21 protein-coding genes are annotated in these 23,023 nt (G+C 44.9%); 5 read left to right on the top strand and 16 right to left on the bottom strand.

All coding sequences use genetic code 11. The annotated features are described in order from the left end of the window. Positions 1-59 precede the first annotated feature (59 nt). Positions 60-578: a YgjV family protein gene (locus V7R39_RS13460; RefSeq protein ID WP_334031303.1), complete on the bottom strand. Its 519-nt coding sequence runs from the start codon at positions 576-578 to the stop codon at positions 60-62. A 310-nt stretch (positions 579-888) separates the two neighbouring features. Between V7R39_RS13460 and V7R39_RS13455 the strand changes: the two genes are divergently transcribed. Both V7R39_RS13455 and V7R39_RS13450 read left to right on the top strand, forming a co-directional pair. Further along, positions 889-3,087 (top strand): M3 family metallopeptidase, encoded by a 2,199-nt coding sequence (locus V7R39_RS13455; protein ID WP_334031301.1) that lies wholly within the window; start codon positions 889-891, stop codon positions 3,085-3,087. A 362-nt stretch (positions 3,088-3,449) separates the two neighbouring features. Beyond that, positions 3,450-5,360: a methyl-accepting chemotaxis protein gene (locus V7R39_RS13450; protein WP_334031300.1), complete on the top strand. Its 1,911-nt coding sequence runs from the start codon at positions 3,450-3,452 to the stop codon at positions 5,358-5,360. Between the two features lie 118 nt (positions 5,361-5,478). Here the strand turns inward: V7R39_RS13450 and V7R39_RS13445 are convergent, their stop codons facing one another. Continuing rightward, entirely contained in the window at positions 5,479-6,267 is a 789-nt protein-coding gene (locus V7R39_RS13445; protein ID WP_334031299.1) for a hypothetical protein, read from the bottom strand. 349 nt (positions 6,268-6,616) lie between these two features. Between V7R39_RS13445 and V7R39_RS13440 the strand changes: the two genes are divergently transcribed. Continuing rightward, the gene (locus V7R39_RS13440; RefSeq protein WP_334031298.1) at positions 6,617-8,434 is read left to right on the top strand and encodes a cation:proton antiporter; all 1,818 of its coding nucleotides are present in this window, start codon (positions 6,617-6,619) and stop codon (positions 8,432-8,434) included. A gap of 444 nt (positions 8,435-8,878) precedes the next feature. Here the strand turns inward: V7R39_RS13440 and V7R39_RS13435 are convergent, their stop codons facing one another. The 12 genes from V7R39_RS13435 to rpsJ form a co-directional block, all read right to left on the bottom strand. Then, entirely contained in the window at positions 8,879-10,186 is a 1,308-nt protein-coding gene (locus V7R39_RS13435) for a 3-deoxy-D-manno-octulosonic acid transferase (protein ID WP_334031297.1), read from the bottom strand. A 159-nt stretch (positions 10,187-10,345) separates the two neighbouring features. Continuing rightward, the gene (gene rpsQ, locus V7R39_RS13430; RefSeq protein WP_032095150.1) at positions 10,346-10,603 is read right to left on the bottom strand and encodes a 30S ribosomal protein S17; all 258 of its coding nucleotides are present in this window, start codon (positions 10,601-10,603) and stop codon (positions 10,346-10,348) included. Then, entirely contained in the window at positions 10,603-10,794 is a 192-nt protein-coding gene (rpmC, locus tag V7R39_RS13425) for a 50S ribosomal protein L29 (RefSeq protein WP_014947980.1), read from the bottom strand. The genes rpsQ and rpmC overlap by 1 nt, the downstream gene beginning before the upstream one ends. Beyond that, a complete protein-coding gene (rplP, locus tag V7R39_RS13420; protein WP_032095149.1) occupies positions 10,794-11,204 on the bottom strand; it encodes a 50S ribosomal protein L16 in 411 nt (136 codons plus the stop codon). The genes rpmC and rplP overlap by 1 nt, the downstream gene beginning before the upstream one ends. A gap of 2 nt (positions 11,205-11,206) precedes the next feature. Further along, complete coding sequence (gene rpsC, locus V7R39_RS13415; protein WP_032095148.1) at positions 11,207-11,911, bottom strand: 30S ribosomal protein S3; 705 nt, start codon at positions 11,909-11,911, stop codon at positions 11,207-11,209. Between the two features lie 9 nt (positions 11,912-11,920). After that, complete coding sequence (gene rplV / locus V7R39_RS13410; protein ID WP_032095147.1) at positions 11,921-12,253, bottom strand: 50S ribosomal protein L22; 333 nt, start codon at positions 12,251-12,253, stop codon at positions 11,921-11,923. Positions 12,254-12,264: 11 nt separating this feature from the next. Next, positions 12,265-12,540 carry a 30S ribosomal protein S19 gene (gene rpsS, locus V7R39_RS13405; RefSeq protein ID WP_012516961.1) on the bottom strand — a complete coding sequence of 92 codons (276 nt, stop codon included), beginning with the start codon at positions 12,538-12,540 and terminating at the stop codon, positions 12,265-12,267. A 15-nt stretch (positions 12,541-12,555) separates the two neighbouring features. Beyond that, positions 12,556-13,380, bottom strand: coding sequence for a 50S ribosomal protein L2 (rplB, locus tag V7R39_RS13400; protein WP_032095146.1), 825 nt, complete (start codon positions 13,378-13,380; stop codon positions 12,556-12,558). 14 nt (positions 13,381-13,394) lie between these two features. Next, complete coding sequence (gene rplW / locus V7R39_RS13395) at positions 13,395-13,694, bottom strand: 50S ribosomal protein L23 (protein ID WP_012516959.1); 300 nt, start codon at positions 13,692-13,694, stop codon at positions 13,395-13,397. Next, a complete protein-coding gene (gene rplD / locus V7R39_RS13390) occupies positions 13,691-14,296 on the bottom strand; it encodes a 50S ribosomal protein L4 (RefSeq protein ID WP_032095145.1) in 606 nt (201 codons plus the stop codon). The genes rplW and rplD overlap by 4 nt, the downstream gene beginning before the upstream one ends. Before the next feature lie 18 nt (positions 14,297-14,314). Beyond that, positions 14,315-14,953, bottom strand: a complete 639-nt coding sequence (rplC, locus tag V7R39_RS13385) for a 50S ribosomal protein L3 (protein ID WP_032095144.1) — start codon at positions 14,951-14,953, stop codon at positions 14,315-14,317. 18 nt (positions 14,954-14,971) lie between these two features. Beyond that, positions 14,972-15,283: a 30S ribosomal protein S10 gene (gene rpsJ, locus V7R39_RS13380; protein WP_006012796.1), complete on the bottom strand. Its 312-nt coding sequence runs from the start codon at positions 15,281-15,283 to the stop codon at positions 14,972-14,974. A 610-nt stretch (positions 15,284-15,893) separates the two neighbouring features. Between rpsJ and V7R39_RS13375 the strand changes: the two genes are divergently transcribed. Further along, positions 15,894-18,110, top strand: a complete 2,217-nt coding sequence (locus V7R39_RS13375) for a GspE/PulE family protein (protein WP_081926613.1) — start codon at positions 15,894-15,896, stop codon at positions 18,108-18,110. Between the two features lie 134 nt (positions 18,111-18,244). Here the strand turns inward: V7R39_RS13375 and acnA are convergent, their stop codons facing one another. Continuing rightward, complete coding sequence (gene acnA / locus V7R39_RS13370; protein WP_334031294.1) at positions 18,245-20,962, bottom strand: aconitate hydratase AcnA; 2,718 nt, start codon at positions 20,960-20,962, stop codon at positions 18,245-18,247. A gap of 419 nt (positions 20,963-21,381) precedes the next feature. Here acnA and gpmA point away from each other — a divergent pair, with 419 nt between their 5' ends. Further along, positions 21,382-22,128 carry a 2,3-diphosphoglycerate-dependent phosphoglycerate mutase gene (gene gpmA, locus V7R39_RS13365; RefSeq protein WP_163107038.1) on the top strand — a complete coding sequence of 249 codons (747 nt, stop codon included), beginning with the start codon at positions 21,382-21,384 and terminating at the stop codon, positions 22,126-22,128. A gap of 180 nt (positions 22,129-22,308) precedes the next feature. Here gpmA and V7R39_RS13360 read toward each other — a convergent pair whose 3' ends face one another. After that, positions 22,309-22,842, bottom strand: coding sequence for a PH domain-containing protein (locus V7R39_RS13360; RefSeq protein WP_334031293.1), 534 nt, complete (start codon positions 22,840-22,842; stop codon positions 22,309-22,311). Positions 22,843-23,023 lie beyond the last annotated feature (181 nt).

Genomic DNA, 23,023 nt, shown 5'->3' with positions numbered 1-23,023 from the left:
CCAGTAAACAGCGCCGACAAAGAATCACTCGTAGAAAGGGCTTTTAAATAAGCCCTTTTTTATACCGGGCTTACGCGCATGGCCCGTCTAAGCTTCATGTAATACCACAGGTTCGATACCGCAAAAAGTGCTTCTGTGATTGCGAGTCCCCATGTTTGGGTGACAATGCCGTACAAGGTGAAGTTAATAGACCCCACTATCATACATATTCTCAAGCCTGCTTCTTTACAATGTAATTCACCAAACCGATATGCCATAAACGTAAACACGGGCATGGTTTCAATAAAGGACGTTTTACCCGTTAGGTTATTTACGGTAAGCACGAGGCACATCATACCTATCAATGTTACGTAAGTAGCAATGGGAGACAGTAGCTTTTGCTTAATCAATCGGTAACTGGTGCTCAGTCCTGCCACCGTAATAACTATTGCACCTCCCCACGCCTGTTCAAATACCAATAAAGAGCCAATGGCCACGCATAACCCTAGATTTAATAGGAGCAACTTGCGCTCGGTATTAGACCAGAAAGACCCCAGTGCGAACGCCACTGGAAAGGCATGCAGTAAAAATTCAAACATCGCGCTTCACTTAAAAAACAGGGGGTAAAAAGGCGCTATAAACGATAGCGATATGGAACGAGCGAAGTTTAATTTTTAAGGTTAAAAATGCAATCAAAATTTAATCAATTTCGATGAATTGCATACGAGTTAGACGCGTTGGTTTATACGCCCTACACTGGCAAGGATAAATCATAACAGTGAAGGTCTGTTAACCTACTATTACGGTAAAGAGCATTTAACTTATATTTACATTGCCTTAGTATGTTACTACGTCAAAATACCTCGCCAATAAAGAGGTATAAAATCATAACAAAAGACAGGAAACCTCATGAGAAACTTTAAGTCGTCACTCACCGCAATGGCTGTTGTCGTTGCGCTAAGTGCATGTTCAGAACAAAAAGTTGCTGAAACCTCGGCTGCGCCAGTACCTGAAACAGCGGGAATGGATTCATCGAGTACCGCACAGTTCGACAACGTATTGCTGCAAGAGTTTACAGGTCCGTACGGCGGCGTGCCGGCCTTCGACAAGATGTCACTAGAAGATTTAAAACCAGCTCTTGAAAAAGCGATGGCGTTAAATCTAGAAGAGATAGATGCTATCGCCAATAATGACGCACCGCCAACATTCGACAATGTTATTGTGGAAATGGAACGTGCTGGCGCAGAATTAGGCCGCGTATTTACCTACTACGGCATTTGGAGCGCGAACAAATCAAGCCCAGAATTCCGCGAAATTCAGGCAGAAATGTCTCCTATCTTGTCTTCATTTTTTACCAAAATTACGCAGAACGAAAAACTGTTTGCTCGTGTAAAAGCGGTTTACGAATCTGACGAGCTATCATCGCTTACTGCTGAAGAACAGCGTATTGCGTGGATGACCTACAACAGCTTTGCACGCAACGGTGCAACACTAGATAGCGAAAGCAAAAAGCGTTACGCAGAAATTAATAAAGAGCTAGCGACACTGCACACCAAATTCTCTAGCAACGTGCTTGCTGATGAAGAAAATTATGTGACTTACATCACAGAAGAGCAGCTAGATGGCCTGCCAGCATCATTTGTGAAAGCAGCAAAAGCCGCTGCCTCGTCTCGAGGCGAAGAAGGTAAGTACGCCATTACTAATAGCCGCTCTTCTATGGACCCGTTTCTCACCTATTCTACAAACCGCAAGCTGCGCGAACAGGTATGGCGTACCTATTATAACCGCGGCGATAACGCAGATGATTTCGATAACAATAAAATCATCAAGCGAATATTAACGCTTCGTGACGAACGCGTTGAACTGCTTGGGTATGAAAACTATGCCCAGTGGCGTTTAGAAGATCGCATGGCGAAAAACCCAGAAAATGCGATGGAGCTCATGATGAAAGTGTGGCCCGCTGCTATTGCTCGGGTTGAAGAAGAAGTTGCAGACATGCAGGCAGTTGCAGAAGCTGAAGGCGCAGATATTACTATTAAGCCTTGGGACTACCGTTTTTATGCAGAAAAAGTACGCAAAGATAAGTACGACTTAGATTCAAACGAAGTGAAGCAGTACCTTCAGCTTGATAAGCTTCGCGAAGCAATGTTTTACGTCGCCGGTCGTTTATTTAACTTTAACTTCACTCCGGTAGAAGAAGGAAAAGTTCCTGTATTCCACGAAGACGTCAAGGTTTGGGAAGTAACAGATAAAGACAGCGGTGAGCACATCGGACTTTGGTACCTTGACCCATTCTCTCGCAAAGGTAAGCGTTCAGGAGCCTGGGCAACAACGTATCGCTCGTACACCACGTTTGACGGTAAGAAGACGGTATTATCGTCAAACAATTCTAACTTTGTAAAGGGTGCAGAGGGCGAAGCGACGCTAATTTCTTGGGATGATGCAGAAACATATTTCCACGAGTTTGGTCATGCCCTTCACTTCCTATCTGCTGACGTTAAGTATCCGTCTTCGCACTCTGGTGTTCGCGATTACACCGAGTTCCAATCTCAGCTACTCGAGCGCTGGTTAACTACCGATGAGGTGATTAATCAGTTCTTAGTGCACCACGAAACAGGTGAACCCATTCCAGCGTCTCTTGTTGAGAAGATCAAAAAGGCATCAACGTTCAACGAAGGCTTTAAGACGACAGAGTATATGGCGTCCGCAATCATGGACTTGAAATACCACACCACCAACCCTGAGGATATAGACCCAGATGCGTTTGAGCGTGAAGAGCTAAACAAACTCGATATGCCTGAAGAGATTGTTATGCGTCACCGTTCTCCACACTTTGGTCATGTATTTTCAGGTGAAGGTTACGCCGCTGCATACTACGGTTATATGTGGGCAGAAGTACTGACTGCCGATGCAGCTGAAGCCTTTATGGAAGCCCCGGGCGGTTTTTACGATAAGGAAGTTGGCGATCGCTTGGTGAAATACCTATTCTCTGTTCGCAATGCGATGGACCCAGCAGAAGCATATCGCAAATTCCGTGGACGTGATGCACAAGTAGATGCACTAATGCGCGATAGAGGATTCCCAATTCCGAATTCAAACGACGAGTAAACACCCTGTTTACATCAGTCACTTTTTAGTAACAAGGCCGCCATAAATTGGCGGCTTTTTCCATTGACCCTTCAGTCAGTTATGCCGCACAATCTAAAACGAAATATTGTTTATCAATATCATTAACTTTGACAAACATTGGCCGATACACTTTACTCTGGACTGTGTCATGTTGACCTTGTGCTATGTCATAAGAGTGAGATATTCAATACTTTCAAACTGTGAAATAAGAATATCTTTATAACAAGATGAATAATGACACAGAATACTGACACAGAGTATTCTCTGCCAAATGACGCAGTTTTAATTCGGACGTTGCGTTACTTGACGTGTATCAGCATTAACTTACGTGGTCGAAAGCGATGACTTTCAGTATAAAGCAAAAACTCATTATTTCACTCATTGTTGCTGTACTAGCAGCATCTATTTTAGTTGGTTCTATTAGCCAGTGGATTGCTCGTGACCTCGTTAAAGAGAACATGGAAACGCTACAGCTTCCCGCTCAGTTAAAGCAAATAGGTAACCGGGTTGATAGCGAAGCAAACGTAATGCTTACCGTTGCCCATAGCATTGCCTCAAACCCGGATATTTTAGCGTGGTCGGCCAGCGGTGCAGATAAAGCGGGCGAACGCAGATTGCTTAACTATCTCAACGACATTGTGAGTTTTAACGATCTTACCGTTGCCTCTTTTGTGGATAGAAACACCTACAAGTATTGGAATCAAGATGGTTTCTTACGCACCTTAAAAAATGACGAGTTCGACGGATGGTTCTTCGCCTATAAAGACAGCGGCGAGCCAATTTCTCTCAGTTTGTACAATGAACCTGGCCAAGGATATCGACTGTTTGCAAATTATCAGCAAATTAATGGTAGCGGCATGTCAGGTGTTGCAAAATCCGTTGATGAGCTGCTCACCATCATCAATGCCGTTAAAATTGCGCAAACTGGCTTTGTCTATCTCGTTGACGGGTCGGGAACGATTATCGCTCATCCTGATACAAAACTGTTAGGTAAAGCTAAATTAGCCTCTGTCAGTGACAATAAAACTGCAGCGGCTTTGCTAACTAAACAAGACTTCGCCATGGCTACCAGCGAACAAGAAAAAGGCAACATGCTGTATGCGAGCACCTATGTAAAAAAGGCTGGTTGGTATGTTGTCGCTCAGGTTCCTGAGAGTGAGCTTTACGCGTCGTTAAATGCAGGAAGTCAGCAAATCATTATTTGGTCATTGATCATCGCTGGCGGCTTTGCGCTCATCGGTATTTGGCTTGCCGGCACATTAACCAAGCCTCTTGAATCACTTGCAGATATTTTCCAACAGCTAGGCAAAGGTGAAGGCGACCTTCGTGCACGTATACCGATTCCAGAGCAAAAGGAGATTGCGCGCCTCGTTGAAGGTTTCAATCAATTCATCGACCATTTGCACGCCACTATTTCCAAAGTAGCGAAAGCCAGTGAAGAGCTGAAACTGTCCGCAGCTGATGTTACCCGTCAGTCACAACAAACCGAGCACTCAACCAAGAGTCAGCGCGACCAAACGTTGCAAGCAGCTGCAGCATTAACTGAAATGGGCAGCACAGTGAGCGAAGTAGCTCAATCGGCAACGCACGCGGCGCAAAACGCTAATCAAGCAAATACAAACTCAGAACAAGGCCGACAAGTTACGCAAAAGGCCGTCGTGGCTATTCAAGACTTAAGCGGACAGATACAATCGGTGTCTGAAGTCATTCAGTCTCTCGATGAACATACCAGCGCTATTGGTGGCATTCTTGATACTATTCGAGGTATTTCAGAACAAACCAACCTACTTGCTTTAAATGCCGCTATTGAAGCAGCGCGGGCTGGCGATCATGGTCGCGGATTTTCGGTGGTAGCAGATGAAGTGCGAACATTGGCTCAGCGAGCAGCTCAAGCTACCGATGAAATTCAGGTGAAAATTGATAAATTCCAGCAAGACTCTAAGTCTGCGGTAGATCAAATGGAAACAAGCCGTACAAAAACCGATGACGTGGTGACAGCCACCAACGAGATTGACGCCTTGCTTCAAAAGATTACTCACGAAATCTCAACCATCAATGATGTGAATACCCAAGTAGCCACAGCCACTGAGCAGCAAGCTGTTGTGGTAGAGGATATCAGCCGCAATATCAACGACATTAGTGCTTCTAGTGAAGAAACCTTAAACGCGACTCACGTTTTAGTGAGTGTGAGCGACAGGCTAGATGAACTTGCTAAGGCGTTATCAATTGAAGTAAATAGGTTTAAGATTTAAACCTGCATAGCGCATTTGGTGTAACTAGTGCACTTGTTTTAATTAGCGCTTAATATAAGTAGCGTACTGGTTACAACCAGTGCGCTACTTCGCCGGGTCTCTAAAGACGTACCACCTGCTATTGAACAGATGCTTTCGTAAGAGATGCCGCACGAGTCTCGGTTTTTTCTTCGGTAAACCAATAGTTACCGCCTTTATCTACGCACACTCCCTCAACCTGCTTGTAACCCTCTAAAGGCCAAATATCAGTTAATGTGAAGTCTTGCGACACTTCAGCAATGAAGGCTGCAAAATTACCAAAAGGGTCTGATTTGTAACCTACGATCACGTATTGTTGTTTACCCGAATCATAGTCCACTCCTGTGACGACTCCTGGCAAACCAGATATGGCAGCGAATGGCGTAAGCTCTTGCAGACTTTCGCCTTCATTTATTCGATAAACATGAGTAATACCCGAACTCCAACTCTTGGAGAAAAGCAGTAATTCGTTGCCTTTTTTCACTATGGCTTCGGCGTCGAAATCATGGGCGTAGGGTATGTTGCTATTCACATTATTAGCAGCGTATTTGATTGACAGCGTGTCGACTTCTTTCACATTTTGCTGATTCACTTTATACACTGCAACCTGCTCTCTCTGCCCTTTGTTGTTGCCAATATCGGCGACATAAAAGTAATCACTGTCTGCACTCACTGCTTCCCAGTCATTGTTAATAATGGGCAGAGTAATTGTTTGTTTCAGTTTGCCGCTATAACTTACTTTAAATACAGCGGGCGCATTCCCTGAGTCGTTAATTGACAGCACATGGTCATCTGCGCAAAAAAGCCCTGATGTTTCTGACAGCATTGGAGGTAATGTTATCGTCTCTTCTATATGTAGGCCCTTTGATGAGGAAGGGATCGGGGCCATGCAACCGCTCACTGCGCAGAGTATTGATACTGCGTAAGCCAAACGCAATGAAGGTATGAAAGAATATGTCACAGACTATCTCAATGGAACTGTTAACAAGGAGCGGAAAGAATAGCAAATATTAAGGGGCGTGTTGACCTTTACCGTGTATTATTGAAGCGTTTATTTGTGCATTGAAAAGAGCGCAGAGAGTGCACGGCTGAGTGCCTACAAGAAGAACGTGTTAGCAAGACCGTCTTTGGTCTAAACACCATCAACACCCGTATGTGTATTAACGAAAATTAATAAAATAGTAGCGGCGCGTGATGTTTAGCTACGGAACTACACCGATATTAATAAGGAAATAATCGTGTCTGATCCCTTACTTTCTCTTGTTGCGGTAGGTTTACTCTCTATCGGCTGTCAATACTTGGCATACCGGGTTCGACTTCCCGCCATACTGCCTCTTCTTATTGTTGGTATTGTGGTAGGCCCAGTGTTTGGCATACTCGATGCCGATGCGTTATTTGGCGACTTACTGTTTCCGGTGGTTTCACTTTCCGTTGCTATCATTTTGTTTGAAGGTTCGCTTACGCTGAAGTTTAAAGACATTGCCGGGCATGGCAACATGGTACGCAACCTATGTACCGTAGGCGTTTTAATAACAGGGCTCATATCTGCCGCCGCCGCGCACTATTGTCTGGATCTTACCTGGCAACTGTCCTGTCTATTCGGCGCTATCGTGACGGTGACCGGCCCCACCGTGATAGTGCCTATGCTCAGAACAGTGCGACCTCACACCAAACTGGCAAATATACTCAGATGGGAAGGGATTATTATCGATCCTATTGGGGCACTGTTGGCAGTGTTAGTGTTTGAGTTTATTGTGGCATCGCAAGAAACCGCTATTACTCAAACCTTTATCGCCTTTGGCAAGACCATAGGCATTGGCTCTTTTCTTGGGTTTGCCTCAGGCTATTTCCTTGGCATGTGTGTACGCAAAGACTGGATCCCCCACTATCTCCTCAATACCGCAGTGCTAACCATTATTCTGGGTGTCTTTGCCGCGTCTAACTATGTCGCTCACGAATCAGGGCTGTTGGCGGTTACTATTACTGGCATGGTAATGGCCAACATGAAAGATGTTGATGTAGAGGATATTTTAGAGTTTAAAGAAACACTTAGCGTGCTGCTTATCTCAGGCCTCTTTATTTTACTGGCCACACGATTAAACCTAGACTCCGTGGTTGCCGTTGGCTGGGGTACGCTAGTGGTGCTTGCCATAATTATGTTTATTGCACGCCCAATATCTGTGTTGGTCTCAAGTATTGGTACAGGCTTGAAGCTTAACGAAATTGCGCTTCTCAGCTGGATAGCGCCACGTGGAATAGTTGCCGCAGCAGTGTCTGCACTTTTCTCGTTAAAGTTAGAGGAGATTGGTTACGAGGGCGCAGGCATTATAGTGCCTATTGTGTTTATGGTTATCATTGCAACCGTTGTTGTACAAAGCATTACCGCTCGCTCTGTCGCTACGCTACTTAAGGTTCGGGCGCCAGCACCTACTGGCTACCTGTTCTTCGGAGGCAGTAAGTTCAATCGTATGTTGGCAACAGAAATGTTAAACCAGAAGCTCGATGTCGTTGTGACCGACACCAACTGGGATGCCATTAGAGAAGCTAGAATGATGGACATTCCAGTTTATTTTGGTAACCCCATGTCAGATCACGCGGCTCGTCATTTGGAACTATCCACTATTGGCACTGTGCTTATTATGTCTCCCTATAAGCAGTTGAATCCACCTATTGCCTATCACTTCGAGAATACGCTGGGCAAAGACAAGGTATGGGCACTAACCAATAATGAGCAATCTACACGTCCTAGTCATCAAGTGAGCAACCAATACGCGAAAAAGCTGATGTTGTTCGATGAGGGTGTGACTTACGGTTATCTGGCCTCTGCGGTTGCAAAAGGGTCTACGATTAAAACCACACCACTTTCAGAAGAATTTGATTATGAGCAATATATTCATAAGTATGGGGATAGAGCCACACCGCTTATTGCCATTGATAGTGATGGAAAAAGCTTTACCTTTATTAACGGGAACAGTATTGAACCTAAGGCGGGATGGCGCTTAATTAGCTTGGTAGAGCCGGAGCCGGAACCCGCGTCAGAGAGTAGCTCTGAGTAGAAAGTAAGAAAACCTCCTGCCATCGGCAGGAGGCCTCTCCCTGGAAAACGCGTAACGCAGTGTACGTTTAGAACGAACTTTATTGTTTGAATTTTACTACTGTTACATCGTCGAAGTCATTGTTTGCAAAAGCTAAACCAGATTTTAAAATTCTTTTATTTACAATGAGTTAGGCTAATTCCGAGTGAAATCAACACGGTCACCGTTAACACCGCGTTTCAACATGGTGCACCCTGCGCACTGTACTGGGGTTCACATATTAACCAAAAGTCTAAGATGAACACATGAATTACTGACATCATCTATTCTGTTGCGCTTCTCTTCTTTGCTTTTTCTTGCTTTATCTCGCCTTAGCTTAGCCTATTTTAGATACATGCCTTTCTCGTTAAAATAGGTCTTAAATATCCCATCTCTTATCGCCTCTTAATAATATCACTACCAATATTAGATAGACTGGGCTAGACACAATAAGGTTTTATGCAGTGCACCACTGTTTTCACTCAGTACCAGACTGCCTGCGTTTCCTGCTTTTTGTCGAGTCTCTTGTGACGAAAGCCATGTGCCGCAGGTTTGTGCGATCTCTTGTGCATTACTAACAATTTTCAATGCGCCGCGGTCAATTAAGTGTTGGCAGATGACCGGATTATTGTACGTGTTAGGCCCCATTAGAATAGGCAGTGAAAAAGCAGCGGGTTCGAGTGCGTTGTGTCCACCTCTATCTGCTATAGAGCCCCCAACAAAGGCGATAGTGCCAACCGAATAGGCATGATTCAAGCGCCCCATTTCATCAAGCAAAATTACTTTTTTGTTTGTTTCAAAGGTGTTCGCAAAGGAGCTCCTTGTAAACGCTATATCATGTGACTCCAGTAATTCAGCAACTGTATCGAAACGTTCCGGATGGCGAGGCACGATAATGAGCACAAGAGTCGGGTGAGTTTTCCACAGACGTTTTACCGCCTCTATCATCGCTTCTTCCTCTGGGGCATGAGTACTGCCAGCAACTAAAATTGGCCCGTTGTGACTTTCCAGCCCCATAAAACGAGCTGACGCTGTAGACACTGAAGCCGCTTGATCAAACTTTATATTATTGGTGAGGGTTAGTTTCTGCTCTGGTAGCCCTAAAGCCAAATAATTGCGGTAATCTCCTTCGCCTTGAGCGCATACGTGGCTCACTTTATTAAGCATAGGTTGGAAAACCCTGCTTATCTTTTGATATCGACGTGCAGACCTATCCGTCATTCGTGCATTGATTACCACGACAGGAACCTTATGCCTCCAACACATATGAACCATGTTTGGCCATAGTTCTACTTCGGTGACCAGCACTGCTTTCGGCTGAATACGTTTGAGCATCATTGCCATACATAGTGAAACGTCAAATGGCAGGTAACAATGGTTAACCTTATCGCCAAAAATGTCTCTTACTCTAGCCGAGCCTGTAGAGGTGGTTGTGGTAATTGTAATACTTGTGTGGGGTTCATCAATCAGTAACTGCTTGATAACACAGGAAGCAGCAACCACCTCACCCACCGACACACAATGTATTAAATAACCATTATGACTGGTTGGCGTAGGTACAATGCCAAATCTCTCAAAATTTCCGTGTTGATACAGTGAGTGTTGGTCCCGTTTTTTACCGGCAAGTTTTACTATTGCTAAGGGGATTAAAAGAAGGAGTAAAAACGAATACAACCAGCGGTAAAGTTCATCGACGAGTGTGGGCTTGCCACAGTCTCGCTTTTCAGCAGACATATATCTTCCTTAACACTCAGTAGAAAAATCTAACATGTAGAAGGTAACAATAAGGGGTGTATGGGGCTAAGTATACTTATTTGCAGAATTTCTATCAGTAATAGAAAACAAAAAAGCCGCTCGAAAGCGGCTTTTTTAAGACTTTAAAAAAGTAAGCGATTATACGCCTGCTTTTTCAAGAACGTCTACAAGCATCCAAGTTTTGTTCTTAGATAGCGGACGACATTCACTTATAGTTACTAAGTCGCCTTTGTTGCATACGTTACTTTCGTCGTGGGCGTGAAGCTTAGTAGAGCGCTTGATAAACTTCCCGTAGATAGGGTGTTTAACAAAACGTTCAACAACAACAGTAATGGTTTTATCCATCTTGTTGCTAACCACACGACCTTGCACTGTACGAATTTTTTGCTCAGTCATTACGCATCAGCCTTTTGAGTCAGAATGGTTTTAACACGCGCGATGTTACGACGTACTTTTCTCAACTGGTCAGTTTTTTCAAGCTGGCCTGTTGTGTGCTGCATGCGCAGGTTGAACTGTTCGCGTAGCAGGTTAATCAACTCTGCGTTCAGCTCTTCTACGCTTTTTTCTTTCAGTTCAGTCGCTTTCATTACATCACCGTCCGAGTTACAAAGGTTGTTTTAAATGGCAGTTTAGCCGCTGCCAATTCAAACGCTTCGCGTGCAAGATTTTCAGGAACACCTTCCATCTCATAAAGAACACGACCAGGCTGAATTTGGCATACCCAGTACTCAACGTTACCTTTACCTTTACCTTGACGCACTTCTAGAGGCTTCTCAGTAATTGGCTTGTCAGGGAAAACTCGAATCCAAATTTTACCTTGACGCTTAACGTGACGAGTCATAGCACGACGCGCTGCTTCGATTTGACGCGCAGTCATTCGACCGCGGCCAGTCGCTTTAAGGCCGTAAGTACCAAAGGCTACAGTGCTTCCTGCAGCCATGCCGCGGTTGCGGCCTTTGTGCATCTTACGGAACTTCATGCGTTTTGGTTGTAACATGATTAGCCCTCTCGCTTAGCGTTGCGGCCTTTCTTCTTAGGTTGAGAAGCCGGTGGCTGCTCTTGAGTTGTAGGTAATCCACCTAGAACTTCACCCTTGAAGATCCAAACCTTAACGCCGATGATGCCGTAAGTTGTTGATGCTTCTGAGGTTGCGTAATCGATATCTGCACGGAAAGTGTGCAGTGGAACGCGACCTTCACGATACCATTCAGAACGTGCAATTTCTGCTCCGCCTAAACGACCGCTAACTTCAACTTTAATACCTTTAGCGCCTAAGCGCATTGCATTTTGTACCGCACGTTTCATAGCACGACGGAACATAACACGACGCTCTAGCTGGCTAGAAATGCTGTCAGCGACTAACTGACCATCTAGCTCTGGCTTACGTACTTCAGCGATGTTGATCTGAGCTGGCACACCGGCTAGCTTAGATACATAGTTACGCAACTTCTCTACGTCTTCACCTTTCTTACCGATTACAACGCCTGGACGAGCTGTGTGAATAGTCACACGGATGCTCTTAGCAGGACGCTCGATCACGATTTTAGAAAGTGAAGCGTTCTTTAGTTGCTTAGTCAGATACTGACGTACCTGATGATCGTTATACAGGTTGTCCGCATAGTCTGCAGTATTAGCGTACCAGGTAGAAGTCCATGGTTTACTGATACCCAGGCGTATACCTGTAGGATGTACCTTCTGTCCCATTATCTACTCCTAGTTATCCGCTACAACCACAGTAATGTGACTGCTGCGCTTAAAGATGCGATCAGCACGGCCTTTGGCGCGTGTTTTGATTCGCTTCATAGTTGGACCTTCGTCAACAAAGATTTTGGCTACGACGAGCTCGTCGATATCCGCGCCCTCGTTGTGCTCTGCGTTAGCAATCGCAGACTCCAAAACTTTCTTTACTAGCGCTGCGCTTTTCTTCGGGCTATACGTAAGAACTTCTAATGCTTTCTCTACGTGTAAACCGCGAACCTGATCCGCAACCAAGCGTGCCTTTTGAGCCGACGTGCGGGCAAAACGGTGTTTAGCTAATGCTTCCATCTTCCTACCCCTTAACGTTTAGCTTTCTTATCCGCGACATGGCCGCGGTAAGTACGCGTTGGCGCAAATTCGCCCAACTTGTGGCCGACCATTTCGTCACTAATAATGACAGGTACATGTTGTCGACCGTTATGGACCGCAATGGTCAACCCAATCATATCTGGGATGATCATGGAACGACGAGACCAAGTCTTAATTGGTTTACGTTCGTTCTTTTCCACTGCAGCCTCTACCTTCTTCAGCAAGTGAAGGTCGATAAATGGACCTTTCTTGAGAGAACGTGGCATGGTGAATCCTCGCTGTTACTTGTTACGACGACGTACGATAAGTTTATCGGTACGCTTGTTGCTTCGGGTTTTCTTACCTTTAGTAGGAACACCCCAAGGAGATACTGGATGACGACCACCAGACGTGCGCCCTTCACCACCACCGTGTGGGTGATCAACCGGGTTCATGGCAACACCACGAACGGTAGGACGGATACCACGCCAGCGCGTTGCACCAGCTTTACCCAATGAACGAAGCATGTGTTCTGCATTACCAACTTCACCAATGGTGGCGCGGCAATCAGATAATACTTTACGCATTTCGCCAGAGCGTAGACGTAGAGTAACGTAGTTAGTGTCACGTGCTAAGATCTGAGCGTAAGCGCCAGCAGAGCGTGCAATTTGTGCACCCTTACCAGGCTTCATTTCAATTGCGTGTACAACACTACCAACAGGAATGTTACGCATAGGCAATGTGTTACCAGACTTGATCGGAGCATCCGAACCAGACTGGATTGCATCACCAGCTTTCATACCTTTTGGAGCCAGAATGTAACGACGTTCACCATCTGCATACAATACTAGTGCAATGTTAGCAGAACGGTTTGGATCGTATTCTAAACGCTCAACTTTGGCTGGAATGCCATCTTTGTTGCGTTTAAAGTCGATCACACGATAGTGTTGCTTATGACCACCACCAATGTGACGCGTAGTAATACGACCATTGTTGTTACGACCGCCAGATTTGCTGTTCTTTTCAAGCAAAGGTGCGTACGGTGCACCTTTGTGCAGGTCAGGGTTAGTAACCTGAACAACGTGACGACGACCGGCAGAAGTTGGCTTAGCTTTCAATAATGGCATTTCTAATCCCCTTCTTACTCAGCGCCACCGACAAAGTCGATGTCCTGACCTTCTTTAAGAACCACGTAGGCCTTTTTCCAGTCGCTGCGTTTACCGAAAGACATACCGTGACGTTTAGTCTTACCTTTAACGTTCACTGTGCGAACACCTTCAACTTCAACTTCAAACAGTTTTTCAACTGCAGCTTTAATTTCGGCTTTGTTCGCGTCTTTGGCTACTTTAAATACAACTGTGTTGTTCGCTTCAGCAGCCATTGTAGACTTTTCTGAAACGTGAGGTGCTACTAGCACCTTCAGTAGACGTTCTTCTTTCATGCTAACGCCTCCTCAAGTTGTTTAACCGCATCAGCAGTAATTAGCACTTTTTCGAATGCAATCAAGCTCACTGGGTCAATGCCTGCTACGTCGCGAACGTCAACTTTATACAAGTTGCGAGCCGCTAGGAACAAGTTTTCATCTACTTCAGGAGTAACGATAAGAACATCTTTCAGTTCATATTCGTTAAGTGCTGCAATAAGTTCCTTTGTCTTAGGTGCTTCAACACCGAACTTCTCAACCACGATCAAACGATCTTGGCGAATTAGTTCTGACAAAATGCTCTTAATCGCACCGCGATACATTTTCTTGTTAACTTTTTGTTCGAAGTCACGAGGCTTAGCTGCGAAAGCACGGCCACCGCCAACCCAAATTGGGCTACGGATTGTACCAGCACGAGCTCGGCCAGTACCTTTTTGACGCCATGGCTTCTTACCGCCACCACGAACTTCAGCGCGAGTTTTCTGCGCTTTTGTACCCTGACGCGCGCCTGCACCGTAAGCTACAACGACTTGGTGTACCAAGGCTTCGTTGAATTCACGTCCAAAGGTCGCTTCGGATACTTCAAGAGCGCTTTGCGCGTCTTTCAATGTTAATTCCATCAGTTCACTCCCCAGACGTTACGCTTTAACAGCTGGCTTGACGATAACGTCATTGCCAGTTGCGCCAGGTACGGCACCTTTAACAAGGATAAGGCCGTTCTCTACGTCAACACGTACAACTTCCAAAGACTGCGTAGTCACTTGCTTGTTACCAAGCTGACCAGCCATTTTCTTGCCTTTGAAAACTTTACCTGGTGATTGGTTTTGGCCAATTGAACCAGGAGCACGGTGAGACAAAGAGTTACCGTGAGTCATACGCTGAGAACTAAAGTTCCAACGTTTGATCGCGCCAGCAAAACCTTTACCTTTTGATGTACCAGTGACATCAATCTTTTTGGTATCGTTAAAGATTTCAACAGTGATTTCACCGCCTACTTCAATATCGTTACCTTCGTTATCTTCTAGGCGGAATTCTGCTAGAGTGCGACCAGCTTCAACACCAGCTTTAGCAAAGTGACCTGCTTCGGCTTTGTTGACGCGGTTTGCTTTCTTAGTTCCAGCAGTAACCTGAAGAGCGCGATAACCGTCAGTTTCTTCAGTGCGTAACTGAGTAACACGGTTTGGGGTCGCTTCAATAACAGTCACAGGGATTGACGTGCCATCTTCAGTGAAGATGCGAGTCATACCCACTTTACGACCGATTAGACCAATCGCCATTGTTATAACCCTCTCTTGTTAGCCCAGGCTGATTTGAACATCAACACCAGCAGCCAAGTCCAAACGCATCAACGCGTCAACTGTTTTATCAGTTGGTTCGATGATGTCTACCAAACGCTTGTGAGTACGAATCTCATATTGGTCACGTGCATCTTTATTTACGTGAGGAGATGTCAATACCGTATAGCGTTCTTTGCGAGTAGGCAGTGGAATAGGACCGCTGACCTGAGCACCAGTACGTTTCGCCGTTTCAACGATTTCAGCCGTAGACTGATCGATCAACTTGTGATCAAACGCTTTCAAACGAATACGAATTCTTTGATTTGGCATCGATTAAGCTCCAATCGAAAGAACAAAAAAATTCACCCCTTCTTCTCTATTTCGTTCAGAGAGAAAGGATGTGCGTAAACCGATGGTTCCCAATTGGAACCCTGTTCTTATTTCTAGCACGCTTGTAATAGCTTGGTCGGTAAAGACAAATCTCTTACGTCGGCAGCCACCCTAAAAGCAGTGTGGTTGCGGCTAAAAACTCATTGCCCGAATAGGACAGTGGGCGCGAATTATACAGATGCTAGCCATCAATGCAACTACTAGTTTGCTTTTTGTACCGTATATATGACAGAAAAATGAATTTACTCTGACACAATCGAATTAGTACACTCAAATTCGCACGTTCGATTTAAATCAAGCGATTTTGTACAGGCCATCTAGCGAAGCTACCTGTAACCTAGCGCATTGCAATGCCCTCGGCCTGAGACGGGTAGCCTAGCGCTTATTACGCTTCCATTGTTGCTCCAGTTTATGTAAACCTATATCGTTACTGTTGTTGTAGGTATATAGTAGCTATTTAGCAGCGTGTTCGCCGCATGATAGCAACGTGCAGACATTTTCGTAAGAAAGGGATGAAGCACAAGGTTTCACACCGTTAAGTAGTGGGAATATGGAAGTAGTTAATAATCAACAAACATTTTCGCAAATCAAGCGCATATTAAACAATCACTCTACGTTACTCGATGCCTATGGTTTGCTCGAACCAATTATTCTAGAGTTGTTTGGCGCTCAGCGGATGAGTATTTTCCAGCGTCGCCGCCAGCATCAAGATCTTGTCGCAAGATTTAAGACAGGTAAAGAAACGCTGGAGATTAAGGTACCCATCAATGCGATGTCGATAGCCGGGTACGTTGCGCTGTCGCAAAAACCGGTTGTGATTGACGACCCCTACAACGCGACAATGCTTCAGAGTATTCATCCAAGATTACGTTTTGAAGGCAAGTTCGACAAAGACAACGACTTTAAAACCCAAAATATTCTGTGTGTTCCTATAATGAACGCGGGGGTGTTGATGGGTGTTATTCAAATCATCAACAAGACCGATAGTGCCTTTTCTCAAGATGATCTCAAATTGGGTAACGCACTTGCACTTATATTAGGGGACAAATTTCGCTTCGAGCTAGGTGGAACGAATAACCCATTCGACTTACTCGTGCACAAAAGCCTGTTAGATGAGCACACATTAGAAGAGCTTAATTTATCGACGCCAGATATTCGAGCGTTTGTGCAACGGCTTATTTCGGAACATCGTATTCCCGAGGAAGAAATTGGTAACTCTCTCTCTATTCATTACCAAGTGCCCTTTATTCCTTACTTGCCCGACAAATATCATCGCTTTGAAAATGAAAGTAAACTCAATGTGTCGTATCTAAAACGCAACTATGTTGCGGTTATTGCTGATGCACACGATAAGCCCATTGTATTAATGGCAGAACCCAATAACGCAGCGCTTCTCATGGAAATTGAGACTGCAATGGGTATAGAGAGCTATGAGATTGCGGTTAGCCTACCAAGTTTAATACTGCAATACCTGGGTGAGAACAGCGGTGGCGGCGGCCCCGGTGAGATGAGTGATATCCTAGATGAAATCGGTACGTCTAGTGATGAAAAAGAAGACCAATTCGATGAGCTTTCAGATGACGCCCCGGCGGTTGTTCGTTTAGTAAGCCGTGTGTTACATGATGCGAAGCGACTCAATGCATCAGATATTCACATAGATCCTGAAAAAAATGCCCCTACCCGCGTACGTATGCGTGTAGACGGTGTGTGCCGAGACATGAACCAAGTTCCCCACTCTCACCATAATGCGGTAATAGCCCGTATTAAAATAATGTCGAATTTGAACATAGCCGAAAAACGCGTTCCTCAAGACGGTAAGCTAGCCTTTAGAATGAACGGTCAGCTTGTTGAAGTTCGTGTGGCAACTATTCCTACTGTTGCAGGTGAAGGCGTAGTCATGCGGATATTGGCCTCGGGGGGCGCTATGCCAATAGATAAAATGAATTTGGCGCCCAATAATCGCGCCCGCCTTGAAGATATGATTAAAAAGCCTCACGGCATTCTTCTTGTCGTAGGGCCCACAGGTTCAGGTAAAACAACGACACTGCATGCCATTCTTGGGTACTTAAACACTCCTGAGAAAAAAATATGGACTGCTGAAGATCCGGTGGAAATTACACAGCCTGGTTTACAGCAAGTTCAAGTAAGCCCCAAAATTGGTTTCACTTTTGCCAATGCATTGCGCGCGTTCTTACGTGCTGATCCAGATATTATTCTTATCGGTGAGATGCGAGACAAAGAAACGGCTCATGCAGGTATTGAAGCGTCACTGACAGGTCACTTGGTATTATCTACCCTGCATACAAACTCGGCGCCGGAAACGATTACTCGCTTGCTCGATTTAGGGTTAGACCCGGTTAACTTTTCAGATGCCTGTGTAGGTATACTTGCCCAGCGCCTTATCCGAACGCTGTGCGGGAAGTGTAAAGAAAAATACGTAGCATCAGATACCGATATGGCGTTTATTGAGCGCCAGTATGGTAAAGACCAAATGCATGAGCTCAACCTCTCTGGGATTCCGGAGCTTTATAAAGCAAAAGGTTGCTCAGAATGTGGTAACACGGGTTATAAAGGCAGAACGGGTGTTCATGAATTACTTGGTATGACACCCGAACTTCGCTCACTAGTGTACAAAGAGTCGAGTGTGGCGCAGATGAAAAAGCAAGCCACCGACGATGGCATGCGTACTCTGGTACAAGACGCCATTTTTAAAGTACTTAAAGGCGATACTGATTTGGCACAAGTGCAAATTGTTAGTGGAGATTAGTCAAAAAGGCCAATACAACCGGCTAATATAAAGCGAATAAAAAAAGGCCCTCGTAATAACGAAGGCCTTTCTCTTTGTGAGCGCTCATATCGACAAGGCCCATTTTTGTATTAAGGCCTTATCGAAGCATCTCTTTATTTACGCAGATATTCACGGATGACGTAATGTAGGATCCCGCCATTCTCAAAGTAAGTAAACTCATTAGACGTATCTATTCTAATGTCCATGCTAAATACTTTCGACTCTCCGTCATCGGTTTCCATTGTTACGCTGACCTCTTTCTGGCCTCGCTCTACAGGAGCAATTGAGAAAGATTCATTGCCTTTTATGTCTAAAGAAGATGCAGAGTCGCCCTCTTTAAACTGCAGCGGCAGTATTCCCATGCCAATCAAGTTTGAACGGTGAATACGCTCATAACTTTCTGCTAGCACAGCCTTCACCCCCATTAACGAGGGCCCCTTGGCAGCCCAGTCTCTGCTTGAACCGGTGCCATATTCCTTCCCGCCAATTACTACGGCGGGTACGCCATCGTCTTTATAGCGCATAGCAGCATGAAATATAGACATGCTATCGCCGCTTGGATAATGGGTGGTAGCGCTTCCTTTCGTGCCAGGTGCTAGTTGGTTTTGCAAGCGCACATTGGCAAACGTACCTCGCATCATGACTTCATGATTACCCCTACGTGAGCCATAAGAGTTGAAGTCTTTTGGATCAACGCCCTGAGCTTGAAGATATTCACCTGCCGGGCTATCTGGCGCAATGGCCCCCGCCGGTGAAATATGATCTGTGGTGATTGAATCGCCCACTTTTACCAAACACCGTGCATTGTCGATAGATTGAAGCGCAGCCGGCTCTTTCTCCATCACTTCGAAGAACGGAGGATGCTTGATGTACGTTGAATCAGGCCAATCGTAGACCGACGTTTCACTAACACTAAGCTCGTTCCACTCACCGCTGCCCTTAAACACATCGGCATACTTTTCTTTAAAGAGTGCACCGGTTACGTTTTCAGTAATGTACTTTTGAATTTCTTCCTCTGAAGGCCATATATCTTTGAGATATACAGGCTCGCCATCTTTAGACTTACCTAATGGCTCCTTGGTAATATCCGCGTTCATGTTGCCTGCTAATGCATAAGCCACGACAAGCGGCGGTGATGCTAAATAGTTTGCAGCAACATCAGGGTGAATACGTCCTTCGAAGTTTCGGTTGCCCGACAGTACAGAGGTAACAGTGAGTTTAGCTTTTCTTATAGCATCGGTAATAGGGTCGGGTAGCGGTCCTGAGTTACCAATACATGTTGTACATCCATATCCTACCAAGTTAAAACCAAGCGCTTCTAATGGCGCCATCAGATTGGCATCTTCCAAATACTGGGTTACAACTTGCGAACCTGGTGCAAGAGAGGTTTTTACCCATGGTTTACTGGTTAACCCTTTCTCTGCTGCTTTTTGTGCTAATAATCCTGCGGCAACGAGTACAGAGGGGTTAGAGGTGTTTGTGCAACTCGTAATAGCCGCAATCACAATTGCCCCATCTTCTAAATTGAATTTGCTATCTCTGAAATTCACATAGGAATCATGTTCTTCGTCAACATCGCTGCCGCCGACTAGTCCGCCCTCAGCCACAAACTCTGTTTCTTCATCAAGTACCTTCACATCAATTTGTGAGCGATGCCATTCGTTAAATGCTTCAGCCGCTTTATCGAGCGCAATTTTATCTTGCGGACGTTTAGGCCCGGCAATAGAAGGAACCACGTCATTTAAGTTCAGCTCCAGTGTTTCGTGATATTCGGCGTCTTTTGAATGGTCGTCATGCCATAGCGAACTGTACTTAGCATACTTCTCAACAAGCTCAATTTGCGCTTCATCTCGGCCAGTTAAGCGAAGATAATCGAGAGCTACATCGTCAATGGGGAAAATTCCGCACGTAGCGCCGTATTCTGGTGCCATATTGGCAATAGTGGCTCGATCGGCTGTTGTAAGATGCTTCAAGCCTGGCCCAAAGAACTCAACAAATTTACCCACTACACCGTGCGCTCTAAGCTGCTGAGTGATGGTAAGTACCATATCTGTCGCGGTCACTCCGGCAGGAAGCTTACCCTCTAATTTAAAGCCTACTACATTAGGTAGTAGCATGGTTACGGGTTGACCCAGCATGGCGGCTTCAGCTTCAATACCGCCCACTCCCCAACCGAGTACCCCTAAACCATTAATCATTGTAGTGTGAGAATCTGTACCCACTAAGGTATCTGGATAAACGAAGGTGCCTTCATCCGTTTCCTTAGTGAACGCACAACGCGCTAGGTATTCAAGGTTAACTTGGTGGACGATACCACGACCTGGAGGAACCACTTTAAAATTGTCGAAACTAGACTGTCCCCACTTAAGGAACTGATAACGTTCGCGGTTTCTTTCAATCTCTATATCAGTGTTTTTTTGAAGTGCATTTTCTTCTGCAAAATGGTCGACCATTACGGAGTGGTCTATGACGAGTTCTACCGGGTTTAATGGATTGATAGCTTGAGCGTCACCGCCAAGGCGGTCTACCGCATCACGCATAGCCGCTAAATCGACAATGGCCGGAACACCAGTAAAATCTTGCAGTATAACCCGAGCAGGGACGAAGGAAACTTCGAGTTCTTCGTTGTTTGATGTGTCCCACTTAGCAACATGTTCAATATCTTCGCTGGAGACGAATTCTTTGTCTTCGTGGCGAACTAGGTTTTCTAAAAGTACCTTGATGCAAAAGGGAAGGCGATCGAGTGCGTACTTTTCATTGATGCTGTCGAGGTTGATAGCCTTGAAAGTTTTACCCTTTACTTCAAGGTCTGAAAAAGACTTATAGGTCATATGGTCACTATCCTTATTTGCCTGTTCGAATTCTATAATGTTCGCTGAACGAGAAGACTTTAGGAAAGACCTAGAGTGCAGCGTGTACACCTAAACGTTCAGCTGCTAATTCTTATACGCATTAGACATGAAAAAAAGTTCATGTAATGTCGTATTTTTCACCTTATCTATTGAGTTAGCGTACTGTTACCTAATATTTAACATTATAGATTACCAAATAAGGGTCTGCTGACAATTATCAAGCGGCGCTCTTGTTAGACACCTATCATCCGAGTAGGAGCAAATTTATATAGCGGGTGGCGCTGGATTTTTTATCGCCGATCAAGGATGATATTATATAAATCTTAAATATACGTCTGCACGTCTAAATTTTATAGGCTGTGAGGCAATTTTACTCAACCCCCGCAGGTAGCCCAACTATGTATAAATTGGTACTTATTCGTCACGGAGAGAGTCAGTGGAACTTAGAAAATCGTTTCACTGGGTGGCATGACGTTGAATTGACCGATACTGGTATTGCGCAAGCAACAACCGCTGGTCAAATGCTTAAGGAAGCAGGATTCGAATTCGATCAGGCTTACACGTCTGTATTGCTTCGCGCAATCAAAACACTGAATATCGCACTTGAAGAGATGGGCCAACACTACCTACCTGTTGAGCGTCACTGGCGTTTAAACGAGCGTCACTACGGTGCGCTTACAGGTTTAGACAAAGCAGAAACTGCTGCTAAGCATGGCGAAGAGCAAGTGAAGGTATGGCGTCGTAGTTTTGATATTCCACCGCCGGCAGTAGAAACTGACAGTGAACATTTCCCTGGTCATGATCGCCGCTACAACAATGTAGATGCTGAAATATTACCGCGCGGTGAAAGTCTAAAATTAACAATAGAACGTGTGCTTCCCTATTGGCATGACGTTATTCGCCCTCAAATTCAAGATGGCAAACGTGTGATCATTGCAGCGCACGGCAATAGTTTGCGCGCTTTGGTAAAATACTTAGACGGTATGTCTGATGAAGAAGTACTAGGGCTTAATATCCCTACAGGCGTTCCTTTAGTTTACGAACTAGATGAAAACCTTAAGCCTATTTCAAAAGAGTACCTTGGCGACCCAGAAGCTATCAAAGCAATGATGGATGCTGTTGCAAAACAAGGTAAAGCGAAATAGCGTAAGGCGAAATAGCCTAAAGCCAATTACCGCAAAGCGAGATAGTCTAGGGCCATGTAGCGTAAGGCTACAGAGCTTATAGAATACTCAATTACAAAAGCCAGCAGTCAGCTGGCTTTTTTGTTCTTGTTATCAATGCGCTACAGACGCAAACATCTATTACCCATGCCAAACGATAATTTATTTAGCGTTAACCAACTTCTCTAAAAGTACTTCAATCCCCTTAACACTATCAACAAGTAGCGACATTTCAGTTTGATCGTTGTCAGTTGAGTTTGACGTAGATTTCATACCAGATGCAATCTGGTCCTTTTGGGTTAGAATTGTTTCTCTGAAGTTAGCGGCATCATTTATACCGATGAGCGAAACTAACGCGCCCTGCGCGGATTGACCTGCAGTTTCAAACGATAATCGATACAGATTAAACAATCTCATTAGTGGCCCCTGAACCATCGCCACATCAGTAATTTTTTCCAAAGGTATCGACTTCTCTTCCTTGTTTAGAATCCCTCTTTTTACAACCAGCTTACGCTCAGTAATAGTGGCCGACATGGCGGCGAGTGATCTGCCACTAATAAAATAAAACAATGGAATGGAGATTATGAGAAAAGGGATACCTATAACGATTAGTGTCGAAAACAATAATAGACTGACCAACCAGTAAGTTTTTACCGATGGGTTAAACGTCGCCTCTAAAATTACTCTCTCTGACATGAGTTAGTCCCTTTTCATAATTCAAAAATATTAATAAAGCCGATAATAGAGAATAAATAGGGTCAGAACCACAATCTTTGGTCGTCTGTCTGTCGTTACTCTTATGTGAGTGTTCGATTTTTATTATGTTGAATGCAATTGAGGATTAATGCGGACCTGACCCCCATTTATTTTTTTGGGG

Origin of the sequence: Alteromonas sp. P256 (assembly GCF_036864455.1) — a bacterium.
In the GTDB taxonomy this organism is placed as follows: domain Bacteria; phylum Pseudomonadota; class Gammaproteobacteria; order Enterobacterales; family Alteromonadaceae; genus Alteromonas.
The sequence above is the reverse complement of the archived record's forward strand: the minus strand, read 5'-3'. Positions and strand labels throughout refer to the sequence as shown.